The organism is Paenibacillus sp. IHB B 3084 (genome assembly GCF_001447315.1).
Classification (GTDB): domain Bacteria; phylum Bacillota; class Bacilli; order Paenibacillales; family Paenibacillaceae; genus Paenibacillus.
Genome location: NZ_CP013203.1, coordinates 4,272,826 through 4,297,294 on the forward strand (window position 1 = coordinate 4,272,826; position 24,469 = coordinate 4,297,294).

22 protein-coding genes and 1 pseudogene are annotated in these 24,469 nt (G+C 48.5%); 19 read left to right on the forward strand and 4 right to left on the reverse strand.

Annotated features, from left to right (window positions below; translation table 11 throughout):
* Positions 1 to 41: 41 nt before the first annotated feature.
* On the forward strand, positions 42 to 953 hold the full coding sequence (locus ASL14_RS20065; protein ID WP_134913195.1) for a serine/threonine protein kinase: 912 nt from the start codon (positions 42 to 44) through the stop codon (positions 951 to 953).
* Between the two features lie 49 nt (positions 954 to 1,002).
* Here ASL14_RS20065 and ASL14_RS20070 read toward each other — a convergent pair whose 3' ends face one another.
* Complete coding sequence (locus ASL14_RS20070; RefSeq protein ID WP_223264050.1) at positions 1,003 to 3,093, reverse strand: VWA domain-containing protein; 2,091 nt, start codon at positions 3,091 to 3,093, stop codon at positions 1,003 to 1,005.
* A gap of 631 nt (positions 3,094 to 3,724) precedes the next feature.
* Here ASL14_RS20070 and ASL14_RS20075 point away from each other — a divergent pair.
* From ASL14_RS20075 to ASL14_RS20155, 17 genes and pseudogenes are all read left to right on the forward strand, one after another.
* The gene (locus ASL14_RS20075) at positions 3,725 to 5,893 is read left to right on the forward strand and encodes a transcriptional regulator (protein WP_134914589.1); all 2,169 of its coding nucleotides are present in this window, start codon (positions 3,725 to 3,727) and stop codon (positions 5,891 to 5,893) included.
* A gap of 119 nt (positions 5,894 to 6,012) precedes the next feature.
* On the forward strand, positions 6,013 to 6,438 hold the full coding sequence (locus ASL14_RS20080; RefSeq protein WP_013311475.1) for a hypothetical protein: 426 nt from the start codon (positions 6,013 to 6,015) through the stop codon (positions 6,436 to 6,438).
* A 131-nt stretch (positions 6,439 to 6,569) separates the two neighbouring features.
* A complete protein-coding gene (locus ASL14_RS20085; RefSeq protein WP_044647230.1) occupies positions 6,570 to 7,019 on the forward strand; it encodes a J domain-containing protein in 450 nt (149 codons plus the stop codon).
* 32 nt (positions 7,020 to 7,051) lie between these two features.
* Complete coding sequence (locus tag ASL14_RS20090) at positions 7,052 to 7,600, forward strand: FHA domain-containing protein (RefSeq protein WP_134913196.1); 549 nt, start codon at positions 7,052 to 7,054, stop codon at positions 7,598 to 7,600.
* Between the two features lie 39 nt (positions 7,601 to 7,639).
* Positions 7,640 to 8,167 (forward strand): FHA domain-containing protein, encoded by a 528-nt coding sequence (locus tag ASL14_RS20095; RefSeq protein WP_044647232.1) that lies wholly within the window; start codon positions 7,640 to 7,642, stop codon positions 8,165 to 8,167.
* Positions 8,168 to 8,200: 33 nt separating this feature from the next.
* Positions 8,201 to 9,028 carry a PP2C family protein-serine/threonine phosphatase gene (locus tag ASL14_RS20100; protein ID WP_134913197.1) on the forward strand — a complete coding sequence of 276 codons (828 nt, stop codon included), beginning with the start codon at positions 8,201 to 8,203 and terminating at the stop codon, positions 9,026 to 9,028.
* A 22-nt stretch (positions 9,029 to 9,050) separates the two neighbouring features.
* Complete coding sequence (locus tag ASL14_RS20105) at positions 9,051 to 10,943, forward strand: serine/threonine protein phosphatase (protein ID WP_134913198.1); 1,893 nt, start codon at positions 9,051 to 9,053, stop codon at positions 10,941 to 10,943.
* Positions 10,944 to 10,990: 47 nt separating this feature from the next.
* Entirely contained in the window at positions 10,991 to 12,310 is a 1,320-nt protein-coding gene (locus ASL14_RS20110) for a normocyte-binding protein (RefSeq protein WP_134913199.1), read from the forward strand.
* Positions 12,307 to 12,996, forward strand: a complete 690-nt coding sequence (locus tag ASL14_RS20115; protein WP_025685512.1) for a hypothetical protein — start codon at positions 12,307 to 12,309, stop codon at positions 12,994 to 12,996. The genes ASL14_RS20110 and ASL14_RS20115 overlap by 4 nt, the downstream gene beginning before the upstream one ends.
* A gap of 31 nt (positions 12,997 to 13,027) precedes the next feature.
* A pseudogene (locus ASL14_RS20120) lies at positions 13,028 to 15,678 on the forward strand (molecular chaperone).
* A 37-nt stretch (positions 15,679 to 15,715) separates the two neighbouring features.
* Positions 15,716 to 16,228: an RDD family protein gene (locus ASL14_RS20125; RefSeq protein ID WP_134913200.1), complete on the forward strand. Its 513-nt coding sequence runs from the start codon at positions 15,716 to 15,718 to the stop codon at positions 16,226 to 16,228.
* 228 nt (positions 16,229 to 16,456) lie between these two features.
* Positions 16,457 to 17,233 carry a DNA and RNA helicase gene (locus ASL14_RS20135; protein ID WP_134913201.1) on the forward strand — a complete coding sequence of 259 codons (777 nt, stop codon included), beginning with the start codon at positions 16,457 to 16,459 and terminating at the stop codon, positions 17,231 to 17,233.
* A 452-nt stretch (positions 17,234 to 17,685) separates the two neighbouring features.
* Entirely contained in the window at positions 17,686 to 18,003 is a 318-nt protein-coding gene (locus ASL14_RS20140) for an RNA polymerase sigma factor (protein WP_223264052.1), read from the forward strand.
* Positions 18,004 to 18,023: 20 nt separating this feature from the next.
* A complete protein-coding gene (gene clpP / locus ASL14_RS20145) occupies positions 18,024 to 18,605 on the forward strand; it encodes an ATP-dependent Clp endopeptidase proteolytic subunit ClpP (RefSeq protein WP_134913202.1) in 582 nt (193 codons plus the stop codon).
* 189 nt (positions 18,606 to 18,794) lie between these two features.
* Complete coding sequence (locus ASL14_RS20150; RefSeq protein WP_134913203.1) at positions 18,795 to 19,046, forward strand: hypothetical protein; 252 nt, start codon at positions 18,795 to 18,797, stop codon at positions 19,044 to 19,046.
* A gap of 331 nt (positions 19,047 to 19,377) precedes the next feature.
* Complete coding sequence (locus tag ASL14_RS27460) at positions 19,378 to 19,575, forward strand: hypothetical protein (RefSeq protein WP_187644818.1); 198 nt, start codon at positions 19,378 to 19,380, stop codon at positions 19,573 to 19,575.
* Entirely contained in the window at positions 19,481 to 21,094 is a 1,614-nt protein-coding gene (locus tag ASL14_RS20155) for a cellulase family glycosylhydrolase (protein ID WP_134913204.1), read from the forward strand. The genes ASL14_RS27460 and ASL14_RS20155 overlap by 95 nt, the downstream gene beginning before the upstream one ends.
* Before the next feature lie 321 nt (positions 21,095 to 21,415).
* Here the strand turns inward: ASL14_RS20155 and ASL14_RS20160 are convergent, their stop codons facing one another.
* Entirely contained in the window at positions 21,416 to 22,420 is a 1,005-nt protein-coding gene (locus ASL14_RS20160) for an LLM class flavin-dependent oxidoreductase (RefSeq protein WP_134913205.1), read from the reverse strand.
* A gap of 172 nt (positions 22,421 to 22,592) precedes the next feature.
* Here ASL14_RS20160 and ASL14_RS20165 point away from each other — a divergent pair, with 172 nt between their 5' ends.
* Positions 22,593 to 22,916, forward strand: coding sequence for a DUF3817 domain-containing protein (locus ASL14_RS20165; RefSeq protein ID WP_134913206.1), 324 nt, complete (start codon positions 22,593 to 22,595; stop codon positions 22,914 to 22,916).
* Between the two features lie 137 nt (positions 22,917 to 23,053).
* Here ASL14_RS20165 and ASL14_RS20170 read toward each other — a convergent pair whose 3' ends face one another.
* Both ASL14_RS20170 and ASL14_RS28245 read right to left on the reverse strand, forming a co-directional pair.
* Positions 23,054 to 24,004 carry an acetylxylan esterase gene (locus ASL14_RS20170; RefSeq protein ID WP_134913207.1) on the reverse strand — a complete coding sequence of 317 codons (951 nt, stop codon included), beginning with the start codon at positions 24,002 to 24,004 and terminating at the stop codon, positions 23,054 to 23,056.
* 38 nt (positions 24,005 to 24,042) lie between these two features.
* Positions 24,043 to 24,306, reverse strand: coding sequence for a YkgJ family cysteine cluster protein (locus ASL14_RS28245; protein ID WP_134914591.1), 264 nt, complete (start codon positions 24,304 to 24,306; stop codon positions 24,043 to 24,045).
* Positions 24,307 to 24,469: the final 163 nt, after the last annotated feature.

The window sequence follows — 24,469 nt, forward strand, 5'->3', positions numbered from 1 at the left end:
TACAAATGACATAAGCTAAGAACCTGACAGGAGGATGAGTCATGATCGTGGATACAAGCGGGAGCCTGCTTGCCCGCAATACGAAGCTGCGAAATACATATCAAATTCGAAGCGCCTTGTCCCGCAGTGAGCTGGCCATCGTGTATACGGCAAGGCTGTTGGATAATCGAGAAAAGGTCATTGTTAAGGAGTTTTTTCCGAATGCGCTCGCTTTACGGGGATCGGATCGAAAAACGGTGACTTGCAGTGCATCTATGCAATTCAAATATGTGGAGTTTATGCATTATTTCTTGCGTGAAGGGCAGATGCTCAAGGAATTAAGCCATCCGGGTATTGTCGGTTATATAGATCACTTTGAAGAAAATGGAACCGCTTATCTGGTCATGGAATACTGTGCCGGCAAGACGCTGGACCTGGTGATGAAGGAAGAGGATGCTCCAACGTCTGATCCTGCTTTTTTATATCATTCACTGCTGCCTTTAATTGATGCCATGGAGTATATTCACGACAAAGGCATTATTCATCGGGATATTAAGCCGGGCAACATTATGATCGGGGAGAATGGCAACATCAAGTTGCTTGATTTTGGATCGGCTGTGCATTTTGAAGGCAAAGAGCATCCGATCTTCACCACGGCGGGCTACTCTCCGCTGGAGTTCTACTCTAACCGCTCTCAGCAAGGACCCGTATCGGATATCTACAGTCTAGCCGCCACGCTGTATTATTGCCGAAAAGGATCACCTCCACCGGATGTGCCGGGCAGATTGTTTGCAGATCAGGCTGACCGGATTCAGATCGAAAATGCAGGTCTTTCCCTGCTGCCGTATGTGATTCGGCGTGGTCTGGAGGTACAGGCGAACAAGCGTTGCCGCTCGCTTAGATGGTTTAAAGCCGCACTGCGTGCGGAATATTGGATAAAAAAAGGGAAGCGCCCTACTCTTACGGTTCGTTAATCGTAAGAGACGGTGCTTCCCTTTTTTTGTTTCCGATGGACGTTATCCATTATCCTGTCGGAGCTTGAATATGATCGGTGTACACGGAGGTATTGGGCTTGATCGCCTTGTACCGCAGCTCGATTTCAGTTACACCGTCCTCGAACGTAATGTAGAGCTTGTCGCTGTACTCCAGCACGGCCTTTTTATTGCGCCCAATTCTGACTTTCCCGTGCTGCAAGGCGCAGCGTGTATCATGTTTGACCACCAGAGTCCCTTTTTTACCTGCGGAAAAGACAATCCGCTCCGCTTCCGGCAGCGGTTCGTGAACGTCAAGCGTACGGAACAACTCCTGCAAGCTGACCTTCCGTCCTGGAAAGGAGGTAAGCGGCCAGGATTTTACCGGAATCTCCTGTCCACTTGCTGTCGCGAGGAAATATCCTTCGATTCTTCCCGCAAACTGCGGTTTTGGCCGCAAGAACCAGTACAGAAGTGCTGCTACTACGATACTAACAGCTACCGTCCATTTGATGGCTGTATACCGGGACTGTACGGAAACGGTCAGCGTAGCGCTACTGGATGCTCCTTCCGAATCGGTAGCGGTAATTTTCAGCTCGGAGTCGCCCGTGTGAAGCCCGGACAACAGCAGATCTGTGTCGTTAATCTCAGCATTCGCCGCATCCCCGGAGGCTCCTGAATCCAATTTATAGGTGAGCTTGTCATGATTAGGATCAACAAAAAATTCGCTTAAACTCCGGCGGGCATCCCCGTCTTCCTTCACCAGACGAATCGTCAGGTCCTTTAAAGCCTGCGGTGCTACATTCGCCGCATGGACGGTATGGACTGCTCCCTTGCGATACCATTGCGGGCTGTCCAAAGACAATTGCCACGTATAATCTCCCGTTAGAGGGAACGCGTATTCGGTCTGGAAGAATCCTGACTTGTAGGTCATAGGTACCTTTTTGCTTGTACCACCCTTTACGGGTGTAACCATGATATTGGCTTGAAGCGATTTGTATACGGCTTCGTCTGTAAGCTTTTGACCGTCCGGCAGCAACAACTGGGCCTTGAACGGTATGGCTTGTCCTTTAAGTAGCTGCACGGGTTTGTTTCCACCGGCTTGTGTTTCCTTGATTCCCGTCATGGTAGCCTCGGCTTCCAGTCGATAGCTGCCAAGCAAATTGATTTTGACCAAATCTCCGCGTATGCCCCTCAGTTTCAGCTTGACTTTGCCTGCCTGTGGATGCTCAATTTTTAAAATCGCATATCGACTCGATTTGTACCTGCGGACATTTTCTGAATTGGAATAGAGCTGTGTTTCCTGAAGAGGATGCTCCGACAAAAGCACCAGATTGGCTTCTTCCATGCTGGAGTCCGGTATATCTACTGTTAATTCTTGCATTTCGCCGGTGGTCGTAATCGCCGCGACTGGAACGAGCTTGGAACGAATCTGGCTGGCAAAAATACGGTTCAAAATTTCCGGCAGATCCTCGGCGCTGCTCGTTATAAAAGAGGCTCCTCCCGTTTGCGAAGCGATTCGCTCCAGTTCTTGTCGGTTCACCGTGCCGTCATGATTCAGTCCAATGGTATACACAGGGTATCCTTTGGTCTGTGCAGACTTAATGACGGAGGACACGTCATTACTTGAGTCCCCTTTGGATCGGGAACCGGAAGAGGCTCCAAAATCAGTCTCTCCATCGGATAACAGGATCATAAAAGGCTGACGTCCTTTGGAAGTCCCTGCGGCAAGCAGTTCCGAGCCTTTACGCAATCCAAGCCCCAAATCTGTATAACCGGAACGGTTCAGCGTTCTGATTTCCTGCTGAATTTGTGATTTTTGCGCTGCTACCGCAATAGAAGTCAGCGACTTCGAGGCGACTACATGATGGTTGTAAGCGACGAATCCGACGCGTGTACGGTCTGCATCACTCAAATCCATAAACATATTGATAACTTCGGCCGCAATGCCCTCGGGATCGGTATCCCTCATGGAATAGCTGGTATCCAATACAAAAACGGCATCATAACCTTCGACCGAAACAGTTCCCAAAGATGCGGCATTGGCCTGATTTACAGTCCAAATGACCCCGTTTGAGCCAATTTGAAAAAATAGTACAAAAGTCATAAAAGCAATGATTCCCAATTTCCTCATTCTGAACATAAGCCCCTCCATCGACGAGGCCAATGCGGGCGCGCCCACTCTCCTAATCCTTGGTATATAAGGGATAAAGGATCAAAACAGACTGTTAACCCTCACATTAGCCATGAATTTGATACTTTTACGCTTAACAGAAATATCCAATGGATTTCTATCGGCAAATGAGTTCCATTTGTGAATAATTCCCTGAATAAACAGGTCTAACATATCATGAAAATTACGTATTTACGCATAAAATGAGTCGAATTGCCCTGTTTCAATCTGGGGCTACAGAAATTGACAAAACTAACGGGTACTTTGTATGATAGCTCTCGTATCAACGGCAAAAAATGGGATAACAGTAGGATCACGGAATAACAGAATCGCAATTTTCCTTGTTACCTGAACGATATATCTCCGTTTGTTAATTTTGCCATTAAAAGTTAAACGAACGCTTCGGACTGATTTTCGAGGTTACATGCCTGTACTGCGTATAGCAGTATGAGCCGAATCCTTTGGCCAATTTGAATGTTATGTAGGGGGGAGGAGGCAAAAGAACTAAGCGTGGAAACCCGATTGCTCTAAATTGGACATCCCGTGTCCGTGTATGGGGCTTTCGACGTATATCCATACTTTAATTCGTTTGCCGACAGCGATGGAAATCATTTATCAAACAAACCGGACAATGCTTTTTGAAGAAATCAACCCGGAAAAGCTGGACCTGATCACAATTGTAGGTGATGTGAAGGGCATTGACAGCTTGAGTGATGAGAAAATCAAGGAAATTAACCAGCACCTTCTGGTGCGCAGCTTCGACGAATTTTTGGATAAATTTTCGCCGACTGTGTATTCGTTTTTTAACGCGGCTAATCAAAAAGTGGTCTATACCCTCAAAAAGCCGGAAGGGATTGATGAGGACAGCATTTCTGAAATTCGTGTGAACCAAAGTAATGATTTTCTGAAAATGTTGTTTACGCTCATCGATACCAAGCGCAGCCAAGGAATCACAAACGTGGATTTCAAGTTTGAAAATCTGCTGGATATGATTTCTCCGAAAAAGGTTATGGACGATATTCGCCAAGTCCGCAAAGAAATTCACTATATGTATGGTGAATATGACAAGCTGGATGATGGCGATCCGAAGAAACTCGACATGGGCGACAAGCTGAATGGCATGTTCGAGGAAGCAAGCCAGAACTATAACAACGTTATGGCGATGCTGCCATTGGCGATTGAGGATATCAAAACCCGCCTTTTGCTCGGTGGTGCCCAGGAGGAAAACTCCGGTGAGCTGATCCAGGTGGGTATGCTTTCTATTGGGGAAAGCGGCGAGCTGAAAATTATTGAAGCACCGAAGAGTGACAGCACTGAGCTGATGCTGCTGGACGAGAACAGCACGGGCGATTTGTCACAGGTGTTCGAAGAAGATTACAACTCGATTACCGATACGCCTTCCGACTATGTGAAGGATTTGGTGGTTCGCACATTTGTGCCGCTGCCGGCTGTTCAGACCAAGGTTGATACAGCAGTTGAAGTTCAGAACTACAACACGTATCTGGAGTTCTATAAAAATGCCAAGGATGATTTCGTAAAGGCGGTTAAGCCGCTTGTGGAAAAAATCCTCGGTGTAAAAATGTTCTTCGATCAATATGCAACGAAGAGCAAAGGTATGTTGCCGACCATGCTGGTGGCCAATAACAAGCTGGACATGCTGGTGAAAAGCAGCAATATCCCGCGTCTGGAAACATACCTGAACACCGTGAATGCCAAAAATGAATTCAGCGACACGATCTGGTTCGGTATCGTTCCATCCGTCGAGCTGGAAGCAGCCGGTAAGGTGAAGGTTTCACGTGAACGCTTTAAGGGCAACGAGAAGGTCGTTAAGCAGGGCGGAAATTCTATGGAATCACTCTCGATGCTGCTGCAAGTTGTGAAGGATTACAAAATTCAAATGTTCTTTAATTTTGAATCCGGTGAAGAAACGACTTTCAACAGTATGGCGACAGCAGGTATCGACAAATATGTCGACAAATGCGCCAGTCTCGTTCGCAGAGAATACAGCGAATTTGCGATTCCTTGTGTACCGAACTTCACGATTATTCCGAAGGACAAATCGGGTGTCATTATCGACAGCAAAATGCTACAGACCGAAAGCGGTGTGCAGCTCTCCAAGGAGAAAGAGGATATTCTCAAGCTGTGGATCGAAGGCGTTTATGTGGGTGCAGCCTACGTTGCCGCTGGTTTGGTCGCTTCTTATCAGTGTCCTGAATACCTGCGTGAGACGTTCAAAACGGTCAACAAAAACTTCCCTGGCGTACGCTTTGACATTGAAGCGGGAGACAACGGTCTGCGCACGGTGACGACGATGGCCAAGGAAATCACCGGGTTCACCAACACGATCAAGGATGCCATCAACCGTAAAAACTTCGGCTTTGTATTCTCATCCGAGAATGCTCAGATTCAGGATAAGGATATCCGCCGGATTACCGTCTACAAGGCGAGAAGCATGGCGATGTCCGAGGATGGCTTTGACTCCATCTACAAGACGCTGGTCAGCACGTACATTGAACGTATTTTGCGCTACCAGACAGGAGACTTCAAGCACGAAAATATCGTCCGCTTCTTCAGTAACAATCCGAGCAGCCAAAAGAGTAAGTGGCTGGGCAGCAGAGGATCTGTGAACTCGATCATTCAGGACGGAGACGATATGAGCTTTATTATTGATGAGAAAAGCAATATGTGCCATATCGATCTGGTCTTCAATGGCAATGTGAAGAACCTGGAAGTCATGATTACTAAAGGAACCAGCTCGGTCAAATCATGATCCGAGCGCTACGAAAGATGTTAGAGGCGTTTCTATCCAGAACCGCCTTTATACATAAATTGCGGAGAAGCTCTGCTTCTCCCGCCATCATATTACCTAATTTCAAGGAGGCAACACACATGGGATTCAGACTGAAAGTTGAAGGACAAGAAACAATCGAGCTGGGCTTGGATAACATCCAAACGGTTATTTATGACACCGATACACCGGACGACTCCAATGCACGCTCCACTGACGTAGGCTCCACGTTGCGCATCAGCGGTAAAATTATCACAGCCGTAGACGGCGACAGCGCGGATGACACGCTGAAACTGGCTTTGTGGTCCCTGGTTCCTGCTGAAAAAGCAGACAGCTACCGTAAAGTAACACTGGAAGTTATCGCAGCTGACCAAGTTGTGCGTAAAATCCACTTCCCGAACGCATTCGTTGTAGACTACAACGAGCACTTCGGTGACACAGAAGGTGTAGGTGCATTTACACTCTACATTAAACAAAAGAAAGACAAAACCGAGCTGGCTACGATCGACGGCGGATATCCGGTTTAAGCTTGACGTCCTGACGTTAAGCGCAGCTTGAACACACACTCACCCCCGCGTTTAAGTGCAGGGTGGATCAATATTAAGAGGCCCCCGGGTCTCTTAATATTTGTTTTTTTCGGAGAGGGGAACATCACACAATGACCAACTATTATGAGCTGCTCGGTGTCAGCCGGGATGCTTCGGAGACAGAGATTAAGCAGGCTTACCGCAAACTGGCCAAAAAGTATCATCCTGATACCAACCAGGGAAGCGAGGAAGCAACGCGCAAGTTCAAGCTGATTCACGAGGCTTACAATACCTTGCGTGACGAAGCATTGCGGCAGGCATACGATGCCGAGCTCATCCGAAAAACAGAGGGAGCTGGCGGACCGCAGCAAGAGAGAGGAAGAGGCTCAGCGTCTTCCAGCGGTGCGCGCACGGCAGCCAAAGGGTTTAATCCGGCTGATATAGGAACTGATTTTGAGCAATTTTTCGGTTTTCATCCGAAAACGAAGGAAGGCTCACCGGGGAAAAAAACGAAAAAATCCGGTGATCCGACGGATACCTCGGCGATGTTTAATCAGTTTTTCGGTATTCGTAAAAAGTGATAATTTCAGGATAGAAACGGGGGAAGCAAGCAGTGAAAACGGCGCAGAACAGATGGGTTTTCATCATAGATGTTGCCATGTTCGGGCTGATGCTGGCGATCGCCTTTTATATGTTTAGTCGTACAGGCTATAGCGGTTTGAAAACCGTGGTCGTGATAGGTATCGGAATCGGCGTGCTTGTATACATATTGCGTAATCTGGTGTCAGTTGAACGTGTAGCGAAGCCAAAGACACAGCGCAATCGGATTGCCAAGCTGATACTGATGGATGAAGAGGGTGAGTCCATTAAAGAATGGTATATCGAAGGCGAAACTTCGCTCCTGATCGGCAAAACAACGGCTCGCTCCGAGGCGGATATTGATTTGGCAGGTACAGATTATGCATCTCTTGTAAGCGTGGAGCATGCGGTGCTCAACCGGGTGAACAGCGACTGGTTTGTGGAGGATGTGGATTCCGGTAACGGTACCGGGTTGCGGCCTGCGAACGAAAGTGTAACCAAGAAGCTGGAAAGCGGTGAGCCATACCGGATTTACACAGGTGATTTATTATATATCGCCAATACGAGACTGCTCGTGAAATAGCTGAAAAGACAATCATGACAATGGGGGAAGGAACCGATTATGAGTTTGACAAGATGCCCGAACGGACACATGTTCAGTACACGAAAGCACGGAAATACGTGTCCTTATTGTAATACGGTGGTAAATGTAGCCGCACCCAAAAGTGTTGAACCAACGGCAAAAACTAACGGTGCGGGAGACGATGATAGAACGATGCCGTATTTGGGCGAAACCACGGGGATTCACCCAGTAACCGGATGGCTGGTATGCATCGAAGGTGCGCAGGTGGGTCAGGACTACCGCATTATGGCTGAGAAAAACTTTATTGGACGCGCCGAGGAAATGCATGTCCGTATTATTGGTGATAACACGATTTCCCGCAGAAATCATGCGGTCATTGTGTATGATCCGAAGAAGCGTAATTTCTACTTGCTGCCGGGGGATTCGTCAGGCTTGGCGTATCACAATAACGAGGCAGTATATTCACCAGCAGAGCTGGCTGCTTATGACGTGATTCAACTGGGACACAGCAAATTTATCTTTATCCCGCTGTGCGGCGCCCATTTTGAGTGGGATAACGAAAACTAGGACGGAAGTGGCATGGTGCAGGGAGGTAACGAAATGCAGCCTTATTTTGTTGTATGCGGAGCTGCGGTGCTATTCGCTGTTCTTCTCATGATCCGCATGCGGCTGACGCGAAGTCCCGGCAGCCGTACCGTGAGAATTGAGATCGGAAATGGTCAAACGATCGGGAGCCGAAGCGAGCAGGACGATTATTTTGCAAGTATGACAACACCTGTCGGTACGCTGGCGGTTGTCGCAGACGGCATCAGCGGGCTGGCTAATGGACGCATGTCCAGTACATTGGCGGTGACGACCTTTACGAAGGCGTTCGCCAAGCTGGAGGATGCGTCGAACCTGAACGGATATTTTGCAGAAACGGCAACTCAGAGCAATCGCGGTATTTTGCAAAATTTGAATGGGCAGGGCGGCGGGACGACGCTGGCGGCGGTTATCATTTGCGGCTATCAGTTGTATTACGGAGCGGTAGGAGATAGCCTGATTACGATTTACCGTAACGGTCATTTTCAGAGCGTCAATTCCAAGCATACGGCGGAAACCTTGCTGGAGGAACGGGTGCTGGCTGGGCAAATGACCTCGGAAGAGGCCAAGACGAGTCCGGTTCGCAATCAATTGGTCAATTATTTGGGCTATGAGGGCTTTGAGAGCATGGAGCTTGGTGCTGCGCCGATTCGCCTGTACGCAGGCGATCATGTTCTGTTGTGCAGCGATGGAATTCAGGAGGCACTGACGGAGATTGAGCTGGAAGAGATCATGCGCAAGGGTGGAACACCGCAGGAAATGGCGGAAGCGATGATCGATACGATTAATGATAAAGGTTTTAAAAGTCAGGATAACGCGACAGTGGTTATGTTGGCGATAGGATGAAACAAGAAAGACGGGGGTAGCGATGCGCAAGGACAACAGCGATTTTAGTACCGCCTTTGTGTCGGAAGCGGGCTCTTACATAGACAACCGGGACTATTTTGCATTCATGGAGACGGACGACATGGCCTGTTATGTCCTCGCAGACGGTCTGGATTCAGATCAAGAGCTGCGCAGCGCAGAAATGGTTGTCAAAACGGTGCTGGAAAACTTCATGGAGAAGCCTTCCATGTCCAAGCGTCGCCTGATGAGAGACCTGCGTGAAGCGCAGGAATGGCTGCAATTTGAAAGCCGCCGTGTGCGGCTCAAGGCCAGTCTGCTGATGGTGGTGACCAACTACAACAAAATGGTATACGTTTCGTGCGGTAATGTGCGGCTGTATCATTTTCGCAATGGACGGCTTAATTTTCGCAGTAAGGATCATAGCCTGGCTCAGTCATTGGCGGATGACGGACGTATTCCCGACGAAGCGACCAGCACGCATGAGGAACGGGGCAATTTGCTGGAATATCTGGGAAATCCGAATGGAGTACATGCCCATTATGCCAAAAAGACGCAGCTTGCAGATGGAGATGTAATGCTGCTTGCCACATCCGGGATGTGGGAAGATGTCGAGCTGGCGGAAATGCTGGGTGCGCTGGAGGAAGCAAAGGACCCGGTCATGCTGACGGATACGCTGGAAGAGGTTCTGCTGAGCAAGCAGCGCCGGACGGTGAACAATTATACGGCTGCCGCCATTTATGTGAACAAAATTTTTCAGGAAAAGCCTAAGAACCGCCGCAAGCTGATCAAACGGATTTTGATTGCGTTGCTTGCCTTTGTGATCGTAGGCGGGGGAGCGTGGATTACCCTGGCTCGTATGGCTGCGAACAAGGCCGCTGCGCTGGAAACGATGGTCGAATCGGCTCAGGCCGCGGATGATTATGCCAGGGCAGGAGATTATGCGAAGGCGCTCAAGTCCTACAGTGAAGCGAAAAACGCGGCAGTTAAAATTAACGATAAGATTCACAAGCGACTGTATACGGCAGAGCAGAAAGTATCTCAACTCATGGTTGACGGGGACGGATATGTGGAAAAAGCAGACTTTACCAAAGCCGAAGCCAGCTACGATAAAGCGCGGAAAAGTGCCGGTCTGTACCCGCCGTTTAATGTGAAGGATATTGAGAAAAAAATCGACCAGCTGGACAGCTATGCCGAAACGGCGAGCTGGATGAAGGATGGGGATCTGAAATTTCAGGGCGGCGATTACACGAGTGCGCTCAAGCTGTATACGAAGGCGAATAAAGCTGCGATGGAATCCGGCTATACATCTGCGCAAAAAGAGCTGGAGAAGAAGATTACCGAGACCAATGATAAAATGACGGCCATCCAGCAGCAGCTCAAGGAAATTCAGGCTGGCAAGCTACAGGCCAGAGGGGATCGGCTGATGAAGGATCTCGATTATGAAGGAGCCATTGACGCTTATAGCGGAGCACAGGAGATTTATCAGGAAATCGGTAAGCTTGAAAGCGTACTGGCACTGGAGCGGAGTATTGCGAAGGCAGAGGAGAAACAGAGCGCGGATCAGCAGAAAAATGGTCAACTTACTGCTGGAGCGGGACTATCTGACGGAGCGCTAAACGATGCAGGCACCGGGGACGTAGCGGACGAAGCTGCTACTGCTGTGCCCCCTGCTACAGCATCGCAAACCAAGGCTGCGGCAGCTACGGGTAATGCTGCAACAATGAAATCAGCGGATACAGCAGCCGCGAAGAAGGAAGCTTCTTCAACTGCCAAGAGCGGCAGTACGAGTGATGGGAATGCCTCTTCGACGAAGGCACCCGCCAGCAAGGAGCAAGGAACTGCTGATTCCGCTTCCAAAGAAGCGGGTGCGTCTGATTCAGGCAGTCAGAATCAGGCGGCTGCGAACGGAAGTTAAGGTTTTCATGTTCAATGAATGCTGGAGCCGGGAAGGAGTGAGACGTCGTGAAAGAGCTGGTGCAGGACCGTTTGAGCAAGATGGACGATCTGGAGCAGAGACGTTTGCTGAAAAATATGATGGCGGGGGTGTTTATGAACCTCGTCGAATATCAGGAAGAAATGACCCGCCAGCTGGAACGGCGGGTATTTGAGGAAATTGAGAATACGGAAGAGAAGTTTGACGTGTACGTGTCATTGACATCACGTGAGGACTATGATCCGATTCATGAATTTTTATATCCGGTGTTGCCGTCAGATACCAAGGACAAGGTCATGGATATCAGCCGCGTGGCAGAGGTCGTTCGGGAAGGCGGAGCGTTGCCGCTATTTACTCTTTTTCTGGAGATGGAGACCGAGCAGATCACCGCGCTTGTACGCAGCAAACGGGTTTTCGGGGGAACGTTGGTAACGGAAACGGGAAGCTATCCGATTCGTTTTCGTCTGGAGCACAACCGTTCTTATATTTTGGAGATTGAGAAGCTATATCTTATGTTCATGCAAAATGGCATGCCGTGGAAGACCATTAATCATCCGTATGCTTATAAATTTGTCGATTGTGTACTGGTTGGAGGAGAAGGCGAGCCTGACGCTGATGAGGAAATCCACGAAATTACGATCTCATTGGAGGAATTCGATGGTTTTAAGAAGGTGGATGTTTTTCCACTTTGGAACATTGAACGACTGTCTCTGAAAAACAGTGGTTTCCCAATACCGGCTATAGATCATGTGAACTATGAGCATGTGCTTCCTTTACGTAAAACAGGACCTGAGCACGGCTACCTGATTGACGGAGTGGAAGGCGATATCCGGTATATCAAGCGCACGGAAGAGGAACTGACGATTGTCACGCCTCGTGATAAGTCCGGTGAATGGAATGTGTTAAAGGTTACGAAGCCCGTCCTGACGCGACTTAGTCGTCAGACCTATCCGGTGTTGTCCAATCGGCGGCAGGACAGCTTTTTGGGCCGCTATGCAGGCAAACAGGCTGTGATCGTTCGAGCCAAAGCTGAGATTACGCGCATTGTACATTCTTTTGAAGCTGCACAGGGATTGGAATTGGAGCGTGTGGACATTTGGGGAGGCACAGGCAGAAATGATGTGAGCAAGCTTTTATCCAAATCCCAGACGTATCCGTTAAATCCGTTTGTCAGTGACAACGTGCGGACGGAGGAAGGCAAGCAGATCATGCGATTGGGGTTCAGACACGGTTCTGCGGAAGCTTCGTCAACATTTCCTGCATACATTTTATCCGACTTGATGAGCTTTCTGGTGTCGGAAGTGCAAATGTATTTCCCGGAGTACAAGTGTGAAGGAGAATGGCTGTGAATTACGTCTGGGATTTGCTTATGCGCGCAAAGGAACAGGAGTTAGATGTTAACAGCTTCCGGTTTGTACCCGCTGTTAGCTACTCCCCGTATATGGAGCTGAGTCTGACCGAGCTGAATACATCCGAGCTGGAGCAGGTGGTGGAAATCAATCCATACTACCGCTTTTATTCTATTTTTCGGGACCTGTTTCCGCCGGATGCTGAGGAGTACCTGGAGCTGAGAGAATCGCTATTCGATATTATGATACATTTTCTGGCAGAAACTGATTTGTATCAAGGGATGAATCGGCGGGAGTACCATATCCGGTTTGTTCAGCGTGACATTGGGAACGGCATTTTTGGCCCTAAGGTGAGCGAAAGCTTTGCACAGTTAAACCGTGAGGAGCAGGATGCCATTGCCGAAGGATTGCTGCGGCTGTATGAGACGGGGGAAGCTGTACATCTGCTAAAAGAAACGATGCGCCGCGTATTTCACCGTTCGATCATTTATACCAATTGTGAGGAAAAGGACGAATTGCTCATCTATATCGGTCAGGAGGAAACGCAGTTATCACGGATCAAAGCAGATTTAATTTTGGACCTGTTTCTTCCGGCGCGTTTTACGATTGAGCTGTATTGGACACGTCATTTCGGTATTTTGGAGGCAGACCCGACGATGAAAATAGACGCTATTGCCCTCTATTAAGGCCAAATGGCAGAGAAAGGACATGTGAACGATGAACGGACCCTATACATACAGGCTGCTTGACCCGCTCACTGATCGAAAAGGCATTCGCTTCACGGCGAAATACACGCGGGCGGAGCTAGAGCAAATGACGACCTTTCAGCTACGCGGAATATGTGATAAGGAGCGTCTGGTCGAGGGCTTTGCTAATCGTCTGGCACGTGAAGAACTGATCCGCGTGATTTTGCGGTTTCGGAGTGCAGAGGAGCATCTGCTCATTACCCGGCCCAACCCCGGCGGCTTCGAGCGCATCGAATCGGCATTGCGGCGAAATTGGAATGACCGTCGGCAGGAGAGCGGCGGTATCCGGGTTCCCGCCAAAATCACGCTGTATCAGGGTGTGCGGACAGGTCGTATGGACAATTATCGGATTGAATCCGACCTGCCTTGGCTGAACGCGTCTAATGTGCTTCTAGTGAATGCGGTAGGCGAACTATGCGGTGTTTTGAATTTGGTAAAGGACGAGGGACGGACAGGCGTATATTACCTTTCCCGCCATCTCGACGCTGAACTGCGGGAGACGGCCAACCATAATTACAGTCTGCTGTTTTTGCGAAGACAGGAATCGGAATATTTTTATAACCTCTACTATGGAGATAAGCCGATGCTGCCATTGAAGCTTCAAGGTCAACGTATTCCGGTGGCTGAGCTGATCATTCGCGGTACTGAAACGACAGATGCAGTATTGGCAGTTGATTTTGGCACCTCGAACACCACGGCAGGCGCATATCTGGATAGCTCCTATGTTACTGCCCCGGATGCGGGCATGAGCAGTACGGTACGGCTGAATGCGATTAATTATGTGTCCTTCCCCGGCCCGGAGGGAGCAGAGGGGGATTGGATCGAAGTGTTGCCGACCGCCATTCGTGTCGCGGACTGCTCTAACCCGGAGCATATCGTATACGTATTCGGAGAGGAAGCACTGCGTGGAACGGATGTAGCGGGCAGCCGGGCGACGGTACTGCGGGGCATCAAGCGCTGGGTCAATGACTATAAGCGAACTGAGGAATTAATGGATTCCGAGGGGAATACGGCGACCGCTTCCCGCAGCGAAATTTTGGCGGCTTTTATCCGCTATGTGATTGCGACAGCCGAACAGCAATTCAAGTGCCGGTTTCGTAACCTGCATTTTTCGGCACCCGTCAAGCTACAGCCGCAGTTTATCGAGATGTTTAGCGATATTTTGCCGGATTACCGGATTGAAGCAGAGGACGCGCTGGATGAAGGGCTGGCTGTGCTGTACAACACGCTGGCGGACCAGATGGAACGAGGGACGTTTGCGGACGGTGAGGAATATCAGGCCCTTGTTATTGATTGCGGTGGAGGTACAACGGATTTGTCATCCTGTCGATTCCGCATTGAGGATGGACGCATTGCCTATAAGCTTGATATTCACACCACATATGAAAATGGGGATACCAATTTTGGCGGAAACAATCTGACGTATCGGATTATGCAGTTCATGAAAATTGTGTTTGCAGGCTATTATGCAGCGGAAACGCGATTGCCTGACACCGATATTGATGCCTTGATTGGCATTCCTTCAGGGGATTTGTACCGCCATGTGGATGAGTTTGGCGTAGATGCTGTGTATGCAGGACTGGAGGAACGTTATCGAGAGGCAGAGGCCATCTTGCCTACGGCGTTCAAACAGTATGAGCATGCCACACGAGATGAATATCAGCGGGTGCTGAGCAATTTTCATCTATTGTGGAGCGCGGCGGAAAATATGAAAAAGGAATTTTCTTACGCACAGGTATCCTGCGCAGCCGCTTCGAATCGGAGCAGGTATTTTCAGCCGAAAGTGACCTGAACATTGCGGTGATGGATCGTTGGCTGGTTTCAGTTATCGAAAATGGACGTTTTCGTGATGAATACGGTTTGCCTGATGTGGTGTTCAATATCCGTGAAATACAGCAGCTTCTCAAGGGGGATATCTATAATATTGTACGCAAGTTTCTGGATGATTTTTATCAGGAGGGGCGCTTGCAGGACTATTCGATTATCAAGCTGACCGGGCAGTCCTGCCGAATTGACGTATTTCGCGAGGCGCTTAAGGAATTTGTGCCGGGGCGCAGCATTGAGTTCCGTCAGAAGGCGGAAGACCTGAGCCGAGTGCCTGAGCTGAAAATGGCCTGTTTGCGCGGCGCTATCCGTTATCTGAACGCCAAAAAAATGGGTACGATTGAGCCTGTCATTACCAATCATATTCCGGCCATTCCGTACACCGTCAGTGCATGGACGCATACGGGGTGCGAGAAGGAACTGATTGCGAGCTTGGAGAGCAACCGGGTGCGCGGCTCTATTTCCAGGCCGTCCCATGCGGCCGAGGTGGAATTTTTCCTGACGGCGAACGGCGGCAAGCTGCGTCAGCGCCATGTATACCGCAGTCGGCCAGAAGCTTTCGAGCCGATGCCGTATGAGGAAATCGCCGTGCTGTACGGGCGGGATATTCCGCAGGATGATACCGACTCTATTCGCAACGGCGAGACGAAATATTTCGTTTTTGCAGGCGACAGCCGTTGGGGCTTTTATGTGGTGCCGATTACCCGCCGGGATGAATTGCTGCATCTGGGACCCAAACGCTTTTTTGCCTTCGAAAACGATCTCTCCGAGCTGGATTTCTTTGACGGTACGAAGTAAGACAACAAGAAAATATACAACATTGGGAGGCAACAGCATGCTGTACGCAGGTTTTTGGAAACGGGTTTTGGCGAGTATTATTGACAATCTGTTGATGTGGTTCGTGTTTATGATTCTGGGTCTGATCTGGTTTGTGATTCAAGCCATTGGGGACTGGGGGTCTTCTTCGGCAGAAACCTCTTTACTCACAGACGGATCGCCCCCTATTTTTACAATGAAGATGGTTGGACAGACTTTGCTTAATTGGGGTGCGATGTGGCTGTATCACGCGATTATGGAATCTTCCAAATGCAAAGCCTCGGTGGGCAAGCTGGCTCTCGGGATCGTCGTGGTAGATGAGTTTAACCAGAAGCTCAGCTTTGGACGTGCCAGTGCCCGCCATTGGAGTAAGTTTATATCCGCTATCATTCTGTGCATCGGTTTTATCATGACCGCTTTCACGGCCAAAAAACAAGCCCTTCACGATCTGATCGCTCGTACCTACGTCGTGGACAAACGTGAGCTGAATCATATCCTGCGTGAGCAGGCCGAGCGGGGAGCCGGGATGTAAAGGTAGATAAATAGATCTTAAAATCCTAATGAATCGCAGTTTTCAATCAGGGGGAGCACGATGGATATACGCAGATTTTAGAAAAGAATTTTCGCCTGTTTACTGGATTACTCGGAGGAAGTAAAGCTCAGCCCACCGATGATGGAGTTACTGTTCCGCCTCCTGCGCCCGGTGTGAATCGGCTGTCTGTTCCCCTGAATAAAGAAGAATTGTGAAAGGAGGGAAACCATGTTAACCCATATCGTTCCGAAGTTTGAGAAAGGCCGTATTCTTAAAACCGAGATGCTGGAAAATCTGCGAGATTATCCTCGCAGTTTTCTGGATATCCGGTATCAGGATTATTCGGATGGCATTATTACCGGGATGAACGTCACTGTCGGGGAGCATACGCTGACCATTGGCAGAGGCATTGTAAAGCACAAGGGCAGGCTGTACCTGCTGGAGCAAGAGCAGGAAGTGCCATATAAGGCTATGGGGCGGCTGTCGGTGTTGAAGCTGCTATTTATGGAACAAACGGATCGACCGGATTTCACTGTTCATTATGCGGATATTGTGCTGGAGGATGAGCCAGAGATGGGTCTGGATGAGCTGGAGCTGGGCAGGTTTAAGCTCAAAGATGGAGCCGTGCTTCGCTCGGATTATCAGGATTTTGCTGATATGGCTACCGAATTCAATACATGGAGCGATATCCATGCTCCCTTTGCAGGCTTGCATCAAAGTACATTGCGCCCGGAAACGATGCGGTATTTTGCATCCGAGCTGCTTAAAAGTGGCGCAACCGATCCGATGGATTGTATGTTTGCGCTCATGTGCCTGAACCTGGAAGCCGTGGACAGAGAATCTATCCAGCATTACATTGCAAACCGAAGCGGTGCGGAATACAGAGACTATTCCCAGGTACAGCTACACAGACAGTTAGTTCTTATTCTGGAAGGCGCTGGACGAGGGAAACGTACAGCAGGTCGCTGGCAAGGCGGCGGAGCCGGACGGATGATTGTGGATTAGTCTCAAAATTCGACAAGCCCCCAATATGGAAGTAGGATGCTTTAACGTACCCTTTTAAACAAAAATTTACATATGTCCAAAAGTAGGAATAAAGTCACTGAGACTATAGGCACTCGTTTGATGAATTGAAACTTCCCTTATTTGCGAAAAATCGACATTTATTTTGACAGAGGTACATGTGTTGGAGGGAGTTATTAGTAAATGGAGTTGCCGTATCAACGAACTAGGCCCCGTGAATCAGCTGTTTTTTGTTTAATTTACTTGTTACAATAAAACCATTAAACGACCGTATCCTTTTGATATACAATTCCGTCTACCTCAATGAAACACTCAAACTCAAATGGACTGAACAAAGGGGGGCCCCAAATATGGCCTTTGTGATATCCGAACGGATGAAAAATGAATCTTCCCACACTAAGGGGAGTGAACCATTCTGAAAAGTACTTCCTGCGTTGTACCGCTACTGTCTTTCGTTGACAGGCTCGATATGGGATGCCGAGGATTTGGCGCAGGCGACTTTCCTGCATATGCTGCAATCTGAGAAAAAACTGCATGAACTGGAGAATGGCGAGGCTTATTTAATCCGTTCCGCACGTAATCGATGGATTGATGACGCAGGAGACGCACAACGCTGGATTACGCTTGGTTTGAACGATATGGCTGAGCCAATAGCGGTTGCCGGATCAGTGCTATATCAGAGCTTTTATTCTTCCGGCGCTCAAATGAACTCTAATCCTTCCCATGGCATGCAGGCTAGGATGGCCGCTTAACAAGAGGGGAGTTTTGGAAAATGAGTACCATTCCTTATGTAATTGAGCAAACGAGCCGCGGAGAGCGAAGCTATGATATTTATTCGCGGCTATTAAAGGATCGTATCATTATGGTGTCGGGCGAGATTGAGGATCATATGGCAAATGTTATTGTAGCGCAACTGCTGCATCTTACCGCCGAGGATTCCGAGAAGGACATACAGATGTATATTAACAGTCCGGGCGGGTCCATTTCAGCGGGGTTTGCCATTTATGATACGATGCAATTTGTGAAAAATGATATATCTACCCTATGCACAGGCATGGCGGCAAGCTTTGGTACGATTTTGCTGACCGGAGGTACAAAGGGCAAGCGGATGGCGCTGCCCAACAGTGAAATTATGATTCACCAGCCGCTGGGCGGAGCCAAGGGCCAAGCTTCGGATGTGCTGATTTACGCTGAGCGTCTGATCAAGAGCCGGAAACAGTTGAACCGTATTTTGGCAGATCATACTGGGCAACCGCTGGAGCGTGTGGAAAAAGATACTGACAGAGATCACTTCCTTACGGCTGAGGAAGCGGTAGCATATGGCTTGGTGGATCAAATCGTTACTCGCCTCTAGCTTTTATTGAAAATTTTATGTGATCCCTCGCTAATTCTGAAAAAATTCAAGGTTTGTTCATTGCAATTGATGAGTAATAGGTTTATAATTTCAAACGGATTCAAAGGGCTTATCCCGGAATCCATGGGAATTCATCCCATCTGAGCCTGCGTATGCATGCTCAAATAAGAATTAAGCGAGGGATTTACAATGAAAACCTGCTGCACTATCCAGGTAGATGAAGACAGTTTAGTTATTGATTTGCCAGAAGAAGGAACCACGCTGGATTCCCTGCTCGGTGATATTGAGAGCTGTGGAGGAAGTGAAGAGCCTTGGCTGCAACTAATCGACAAGGTAATGGGCAACTCATCTGAGACTATACTGACGGGTCAAGTGACGGATGGCGGCGATACGAAGGAAGATCAGACGACCAAAGAACCTCAGGCAACCGCTCAGGGGTAATAGGCAGATCATACGTTAATACGATTTTTTAACACGATACGATTCACATACATGATCATGTATAAGACTGCTATACCGGGCCGAAGGGCGTCGGGAAGCAGTCTTTTTTTAGCATGATAGAAAGTTGAAATTCTCTCTCTATCCGCTAAAATTCGTCAAATTTTGCAGTCCGCAGATGAGTCTTTTGTCCCTCCTGCTCTCTGCAATAGCAAACGTAATGGCAAACATCCCGAAACCGTGACTTCCTGTTCATTTTCCACCATAAGGTCGAAATATAACATGGAACTAACTATAATAGTAGTAACATCCATATACAGGTAAGTGACACCTAATGTTGGACCTGATCCTCTTGCTGTATAAAGGAAGGGAGCAAAAAGGCGGAGAACAACGTACTGATAAGCTTATCCACTTTATTAAAAGGAAGGAATGTGTAAATGATGAATGGGCAATGGGTCCTGCCAAGGATCGCAAAAAGAGTAGCGGTGATGTTAACGGCGGTATTACTGTTGACGTTAACGAACGGATTTAACTGGAATGAGCAGACCGCAGAGGCTGCCAGTATAACTCCTGTGGAGCGTTACGGACAACTTTCAGTGAAGAATGGTAAGCTGGTGGATAAAACCGGGAAGCCTGTACAGCTCAAAGGGATCAGCTCTCATGGTGTCCAATGGTTTGGGGATCTGGTGAATGAGGACTCGATGAAATGGCTGCGGGACGACTGGGGCATTTCCGTGTTCCGGGTTGCGCTATACACTGAGGAAGACGGTTATATTGCCAATCCTTCATTAAAAAATAAAGTGAAGGAAGCCATTGAAGCAGCACAGAAACTGGGTCTGTACGTCATTATCGACTGGCATATTCTCTCGGATGGTGATCCGAACATTCATAAAAATCAAGCCAAGGCTTTCTTTAATGAATTTGCAACTCAGTACGGGAATTTACCAAACGTGATCTACGAGCTTGCCAACGAACCGAACGGAAACGTGAACTGGAACAACCAAATCCGTCCTTATGCGTTGGAGGTATCTCAGGTCATTCGGGCCAAAGACCCGGACAATATTATTATTGCGGGTACAGGCACGTGGAGCCAGGATGTACACGATGCAGCAGATAACCCACTTCCAGACAAAAATACGCTGTACACCGTGCATTTCTATGCGGGTACGCACGGACAATACCTGCGGGATCGCGTCGATTACGCGCTGAACAAGGGCGTGGGTATATTTGCTACGGAATGGGGAACCAGTGATGCTTCGGGTAACGGGGGGCCGTTCCTGAATGAGTCTAAGGTATGGACAGATTTCCTGGCTAGTCGTGGAATCAGTTGGGCAAACTGGTCGTTGGCTGATAAAAATGAAACCTCTGCTGCGCTTTTACCTGGCGCTAACCGTAAAGGAGGATGGTCTGATTCACAATTGTCGGCTTCTGGTAAATTCGTAAAACAAGCCATTCTGGACGGCTCCAACAACAATACTGGAGGCGGCAACAGCGGTGGTGACAGTGGCGAAGATGGAAACAATGGTGGGGATAACGGTGGTGGAGACAACGGCGGCGATAACGGCAACGGAGGAAGCACACCAGGCGGAGACGATCAAGGGATTGTGCTTCAATATCGCACCGGAGACACGAATACCAAGGATAACGCAATCCGTCCTGAATTTAATATCAAAAACACAGGGAAAACAGCTGTCAAGCTGAGTGATTTGAAAATTCGCTACTATTACACGGATGAAAGCAAACAGGGTCAGCAATTTTTTGTAGACTGGGCCAAGGTTGGAAATGAAAAGGTAAAAGCGACTTTTGTAACATTGCCAGAGCCGAAGGCCAAGGCTGATAAATATGTGGAAATTTCATTTCATGATGGAGCAGGTACTATTCAGCCCGGCGGGGAAAGCGGAGAAATTCAACCCCGTATCCATGCTGCGAACTGGAGCAATTTTGATGAAACCAACGATTATTCATATGGTGCTAATCAAACGGCCTTCGCAAACTGGGATCGTGCAACCGTTTATCAACAGGGCAAGCTGGTATGGGGTATAGAGCCTTAAGAAAGAGTGATTATACCCGGAATGAGTAAATAACATAGGACTTTTGGGTCCGGACTTTTCGAAATTTGGAATATATAATATGCGCCTTTGGTATATGGGGGCTGGAACTTTAGGAGGGCATATGCGGCCCTTTAGTTCCGGTATATATACTACTAAAGTACCATGTGGTATTCGACTTTCGTGGTGCTTGAACTACTTCCATAGCACAGAGGGTTTGGTCCTAATGGACCGTTCCTCAACAAAGAACCCCCGCTTTTTGCCATTACAGGCATGCGGGGGTTTTGTGTTCCCAAAGCTTAGCAGCTCCAGGTTGAGCCATGTTTAAGCCAAATCAAAAGCTTTGGCAAGCAGACGATAGGACTGAACACGCTTATCAAAGTCATGAATGGAGGAAACAACCAGCAGCTCATCGGTACGATACTGTTCAGCCAAGCGTAGCAATTGCTCCTTACACTGATCGGGTGTACCGACAACGCGCCATGATGCGGACTGACGCAGTCGTTCACGATCAAACTCCGTGTACGGATAGGATAGCGCTGTTTTCACCGATGGCAGTGAAGTCATTTCTTTGCCTTGCATGAGCAACAGGAAAAACAAGCTGGCGCTGGAAGCCAACTGTTCGGCTTCTTCTGTAGTTTCAGCGCATGATACAGTAACTGCCGCCATGGAGCGGGGTTTATCCCCAAGAATGGAAGGCTGGTACTGATCGTGGTAACGTGCGGTAGCTTCCACCCCACCCGGTGTGCCGAAAAATTGGGCAAAAGCATAGGATGCACCCATCATCGCGGCTAATCTTGCGCTTTCTCCACTGGAACCGAGCAGCCACAGCTCAGGAATAGTCGAAATCGTCGGTGCCGCACGAAGCCCGGCAAACCGATGGTCGGCAGGCACAGAATCATGGAAATAATCAATTAAATCGAGAATCTGTTGTGGATATTGCTCGACGGATTGGTACTTACCTTCCTGCAAGGCACGTGTAGCCAGCGGCAAACCGCCGGGAGCACGTCCCAGACCCAGATCAATTCGACCTGGATGAAGCGCCTCCAGCAGCCGGAAATTCTCAGCGACTTTATATGCGCTGTAGTGGGGCAGCATAATGCCGCCTGAGCCGACGCGAATACGTGTTGTATTCGCAGCCAAATGTGCGATCAGTACCTCAGGGCTGGAGTGTGCAAGCATTTTGGAAGCATGATGCTCAGACACCCAATAACGGCTATACCCCAGCTTGTCGGCTTCACGCGCCAACGCAGTTGTATGGGATAAGGCATCCTGAGCAGTACCGCCTTCAGGAATATGAGACTGGTCCAGTATACCCAGTTTAAGCATTTTGCAATCACCTCTTACACAACTGTATCAGACACAACTCATTTGGTCAAAACTTGAAATTGGATGGTTTGGTGTTAAAGTTGAATCGGTTGGAGTTTAGGAATCTTTTCGTTATAATGAAGGAAGTGCAGGATGAGAGAACATCCTTGCTTTTGGAAAGGGGAACGAACGTGTGTTAAGAACACCTTTGGGGCGTGTCCGGCTCATGCTCTGGATTCAAGGTATAGCGTATTTGGCGATATTATTCACCCATCAGCCGCTGCAAGCTGCGGGCATGACCCAGACGGTCATGGTGATCGGTAACATATACCGGATCAGCTTTCTGCTGCTCCTTGTCGCTTTGATCTATGGTAAAACAGCGCTGAATTGGTCCCTCCGGCGGCCTTTATTCATTATATTTGCATCCTTCATTCCTTTTGGCCTGATCATTATGGATTGGGTGTGGGTGAGAAAATGGACAGGGGATTCGGCAGCAGAACAGCGAGCCGCATCGTAATATTTTAGTATAGGCCGAGTGTGATTTCGAGGATTGATCCTTAAACCCCACAAGCGGGACTAGCCCTGGTGCAGCAGAGAAGAGAGCATTGCGCAGTTTGACGCGTGGTGTTCTTTTTTTGTGCACCGGAAGCTAATTTAATTGAATGCGTTCATTAAAAATTCAGCAGCTTTACGTCTTTGAAAGCCTTCCACCCAATGTCCCGTAAATGGATAAACTTCAATTGTTTTAGGTGATTCAATGCGATTATAAGCAGCAAAAATCGTCTCTGGCATGCAAACAGTATCCTTAAGTCCGACTGATACCATCACTGGAATACGAATGCGATGAGCAAGATTCATGACGTCAAAATAACTTAATGTATGTAGCACCTGCTCCAAATGCTCCGGGAATCGGTTTGCGAATTCGGCAGCTTCCGTCAGCGAACTGGTAGAATTCATCATACCAAAATCCATATGGCACATATTAGGAATGTCAGCTACCGTAACAGCAGCTTTATCACTGAGAGCACCCACCATTAGTGCAAGCCCGCCACCCTGGCTGGCCCCAGAGATTGCAATTTTGCTCGCATCCACATCCGGCTGCTCCGCCACCCAATCCACCGCTCTGAGGGCATCCGTCGTTATCGTTTTGTAGTAGCAAGTATCTTTATCCAAAATCCCTTTCGTTACCCAGCCTTTAACCGTACCATGAGGATCGTCCAAACGGTCTCCTGTTTCACCACCCTGACCACGTACATCTACGGCAAATACAGCAAAGCCAAGCATCAGCCAGGACGAGTAATCCTCAGGATAGCCCTTGCCCCCTGTGTAGCCATGGAAAAGGACAATACACGGCAGCTTTTGATTACCGGCAAATTGGGGACGTATATACCATGCATGCAGCGGCGTATCATCCACACCTTCAAAGGTAACCCGTGAGGCATGAATATGAGGATACGGCGTTTCCACTGGAGTTTTGAACGCGCGCACGGGCTTAGCCTGTACATCTTCCAGTGTTTTGTCCCAGAACAGCTCGATATCCTTAGGGGCGGTAAGATCCGGCTGATACTGCTTCAATTCGGCAATTCTTTTGTCAATGATATTCATAGTAAAAAAATCCTCCTTCATATAGAACGAGTATCTACTCAAGCTTTCCCCGGTAAAGTAGACTCTTCCAGCGCTCTTAGCCGCTCAAATGCTTCTTCGTTTGTGCTTCCGCACGTATCTTCATCAGCATGAAATCCACTGCATACTGCTGGACGCTCAGGTTTGCCAAACAATCGGCAGCGGTAATCCGTAGTGAGCTGAGGGCAAGGGACACCAGCCGGTTTTCCATCGGGCATGCCGGGAATAGGGGATGAAATCGTAATAGCAATACAGCACGCGGCACATCCGACACGACACTCCAGTTGGGGTCACTCCTTAACATCTGTTATTTTTGAAATGTATGCATGAAGCGACTTCAATGAAGCCATAATGTGAGGATGGCACAAAAAAAGCAGGAACACAAGGATAACTGTATTTTATACACGCTTTGCACACAAGGGTTATAAATAGGGAGGTAGGCACGTA